General features: G+C 70.0%; 3 protein-coding genes. 2 read left to right on the top strand and 1 reads right to left on the bottom strand.

Annotated features, from left to right (window positions below; all coding sequences use genetic code 11):
• Positions 1–2,025: AAA family ATPase (locus HUX53_RS17805; protein ID WP_176404332.1), on the bottom strand; the 2,025-nt coding region annotated here is incomplete at its 3' end.
• 218 nt (positions 2,026–2,243) lie between these two features.
• Here HUX53_RS17805 and HUX53_RS17800 point away from each other — a divergent pair.
• Both HUX53_RS17800 and HUX53_RS17795 read left to right on the top strand, forming a co-directional pair.
• The gene (locus HUX53_RS17800) at positions 2,244–2,459 is read left to right on the top strand and encodes a PhoD-like phosphatase N-terminal domain-containing protein (protein WP_176404331.1); all 216 of its coding nucleotides are present in this window, start codon (positions 2,244–2,246) and stop codon (positions 2,457–2,459) included.
• Positions 2,460–2,515: 56 nt separating this feature from the next.
• The coding region (locus tag HUX53_RS17795; RefSeq protein WP_176404330.1) for a transposase at positions 2,516–3,389 on the top strand (874 nt) is incomplete at its 3' end.

The following is a 3,389-nucleotide window of genomic DNA, read 5'->3' as shown; positions in this document are numbered from 1 at the left end:
CGGAGGGGTTGGGGCGGTGGTGAGGGGCGGGCCGTCGTGGCGGACGGGGTCGGGTGGGGTCTGGCCCGGGTCTACGGCGGCGAGGACGTCGGCGGCCACTCGCATGATGGCGGCCGGGGTGCGGTAGTTGACGAGGAGGCGCTGCTCGCGCCAGCGGCCGGGGACGTAGCGGTCGAGCATCTGGGCCCAGGTGGTGGCGCCGGCGGCGCTGCCGGTCTGGGCGATGTCGCCGACGACGGTCAGGGAGCGGGTGGGGACGCGGCGCATGACGGTGCGCCAGGCCATTTCGGAGAGTTCCTGTGCTTCGTCCACGATCACGTGGCCGTAGGCCCATTCGCGGTCGGCGAGGGCGCGCTGGGCGGTGGTGAGGGGCGGGCCGTCGTTGTGGTGGCGTTCGGCCAGTTCGCTTGCTGAGATGACGTCGCTTGCCGAGAGCAGGTTTGTGGTGCCGGCCGACTCGATTACTTCGCGGGCGTAGCGTTCCTCTTCGGCTCGGGCTGCGTCGGCTGCGCGTTGGCGGGCCTTGGCGGCGGAGTCGTCCTTGCCCAGGTTTTCGGCGGCCTCGTCCAGGAGGGGGACGTCGGAAATGGTCCAAGGGGAGTTGGACGGGCGGTGCAGGAGCGTGCAGTCGGGGAGGTTGATGTGGGCGCCTAGGCGGGTGAGCGTGTCGGCGGAGGCGTAGAGGTCGGTGAGGAGCTGCTGCGGGGTCAGTTCGGGCCAGAGTTCGTTGAGGGTCTTGTGGACGGTCGGGTCCTGCCAGAGGGCTTCCTTCGCCAGGCGGAGGTCCGTTTCGTCCAGGAGGGGTTCGTCTTCGGCCTCGTCGATGAGTTCCTGAAGCCAGTCTGGGAGACCGCCTGATTTGGCCATCTCCTCTAGGGGCTCGTCCATGATGCGGTCGTACTGCTCGGCTCGGTTGAGGGCGAGGGCCTCCAGCATGTCGTGGACGAAGCGGCGCCGCTGGACGTTGTGGGGGAGACGCAAGGCGCGGGCACGGTCGCGGATCTGTTCGCACTCTTCGGCGTCGACGGTAAGGGTGAGGCCGTCTATGTCGATGTGGAGGCCGTCAGCGGGCACGCGCTGCCGGTCGTGGACGGCCGCTTGTACGAGGTCGGCCATGCGAAGGTCGCCCTTGAGGACGGCGACGGCAGGGGTTTCCCGTGCGGTCGCCTTTAGGCCGGGATAGAGCTCGCCGACCGTTGCCAAGGCGACGTCGGTCTCGCCCAAGCCGGGAAGGACCTGCTCGATGTAACGGAGGAACGTGGCGTTCGGGCCGACGATGAGCACTCCACGCCGTTCGAGGACGTCCCGGTGCGTGTAGAGCAGGTATGCGGCGCGGTGCAGGGCGGCGACCGTCTTGCCGGTGCCGGGACCGCCCTGGACGACGAGCACGCCTTGCAAGCCCGAGCGGATGACCTGGTCCTGCTCCTCCTGGATGGTCGCGACCACGTCGCTCATCCGGCCCGTCCGGCCGCGGCGGAGGGTCGCGAGCAGGGCGGCCTCGCCGACGATGCCGCTCCGCTCCGCCTCGTCCAGGCCCTCCAGGTCGAAGACCTCGTCGTCCAGCCGGACGACCTCGCGGTGCCGCAGGTGCAGGTGGCGGCGGCGCGCGAGGGTACCGGGCGCGCCCGGGGTGGCGGTGTAGAACGGCCGGGCCGCGGCGGCGCGCCAGTCGATCAGGATGGGCTCGTGGTCCTCGTCGCGGAGCCCGATGCGGCCGATGTAGAACGTGTCGCCGGGGCCGTCGGCGCCGGTGCGGTGGTCGATCCGGCCGAAGCACAGGCCGTCCTCGACGCCGCCGAGCCGGGCGAGCCGGCGGGCCGCCTCGTCGGTCGCGACGGCGCTCTCCACCCGCGCCTGGAACGCGGCGCCGCCGCCGGCCGCCGGCCCTTCGCGCAGCGCGGCCTCGGCCTTCGCCCGCTCGACGTCGAGCCGCGCATACACGCGGTCCACGTACGCCTGCTCCGGGTTGACCGGCACGGAATTATCGCGGTCGGGGTTGACAGCGTCCGCTTGACGGAGTCCCATGCTTCGGCTACACTCCTATTCATAGGATGAGGTTTGTTATGCGCAAGTCGCAAGTTGCCAGCCTAGCATCCTTCGCGCCGCCCTGCATGATCTTCTAGCGCCGCCCAAAAGATCGTCTTTGTTGCGGCGGGCGTCATCCGCGCGGTGCCCATCGGTCACCGATCTTCGTGAGGCTGTCCGGCGATCAATGCCGGATCCCTCCGAAAGGTCGCTCCTCCATGGCCGACTCCGCACGCCCGCTGAACCGGCGCACGTTCCTGGTCACCACCGGCCTCGCCGCCACCGCCGCCACGGCCCTGCCGGGCACCGCCCGCGCCGCCGCCCCCCGCTCCCGGGCCCTGCCCGGCGACCCGTTCACCCTCGGCGTCGCCTCCGGTGATCCCGATCCGGACGGGTTCGTCCTCTGGACCCGGCTGGCCTTACCCCCTCGCTGATGACGAAACTCAAAACTTAGCGTACTCATATGGATACTTTGTGTTAAGGTGCTGGGGTGAAGTTGGTGGTGCAGGTAAAGCTGCTCCCCGACGCCGCCACAGAGGCCGCGTTGGGGGAGACGCTGAAGCTGTGCAACCAGGCTGCCGGGCACGCCTCCCGCCGTGCGCACGCTACCGGCGTGACGGGCAAGACCATGTTGCAGCGGCTGGTCTATGACGAGTTGAAGGCGATGGGCCTGTCGGCGCAGCCGGCGATCCACTGCATCCGCAAGGTCGCCGGCGCCTACGCCACGCTCGCCCAGAACCTCAAGGCGGGCAACTACGGCCCGGTCGGCTCGCGGCGCCGGACCAGAGCGGAGAGCGCACCGGTCCGGTTCCGCAAGGACGCCGCCCAGCCCTTCGACGACCGGTCGCTGTCCTGGCGGATCGACGAGCGCACCGTGAGCATCTGGACGGTCCGCGGCAGGCTCCAAGGCATCGGCTTCGCCTGTTCGGCCGAGCAGGCGGCGGTGCTGGCCGCGTACCGGCGGGGCGAGTCGGACCTGGTGTGGCGCGGCGGCTGCTTCTACCTGTACGCCACCTGCGAGGTCCCGCAGGCCCCCGAATATGTTCCGGACGGTTTTACGGGGGTGGACCTGGGCATCGTCAACATCGCCACCGCGTCCGACGGCACCGTCCACTCTGGCAAGCACATCAACCAGATCCGGCACCGCAACCGCCGGCTGCGCACCAAACTCCAAGCCAAGGGCACCAAGTCCGCCAAACGGCTGCTGCGCCACCTGTCCGGTCGTGAGGCCCGCTTCGCGGCCGACACCAACCACCGCATCTCCAAGCAGATCGTGACCGAGGCTCAACGCACCACGCACGGCATCGCCCTGGAAGACCTGGGCGGTATCCGTGCGCGGGTCCGGCTACGCAACCCGTCTCAGC

The organism is Actinomadura sp. BRA 177 (assembly GCF_013372625.1).
Classification (GTDB): Bacteria; Actinomycetota; Actinomycetes; order Streptosporangiales; family Streptosporangiaceae; genus Spirillospora.
The sequence above is the reverse complement of the archived record's forward strand: the minus strand, read 5'-3'. Positions and strand labels throughout refer to the sequence as shown.

What these genes read in the sequence shown, in the direction of transcription:
- HUX53_RS17800 (WP_176404331.1), top strand. Translation starts at nt 2,244, where the DNA reads ATGGCCGACTCCGCACGCCCGCTGAACCGGCGCACGTTCCTGGTCACC.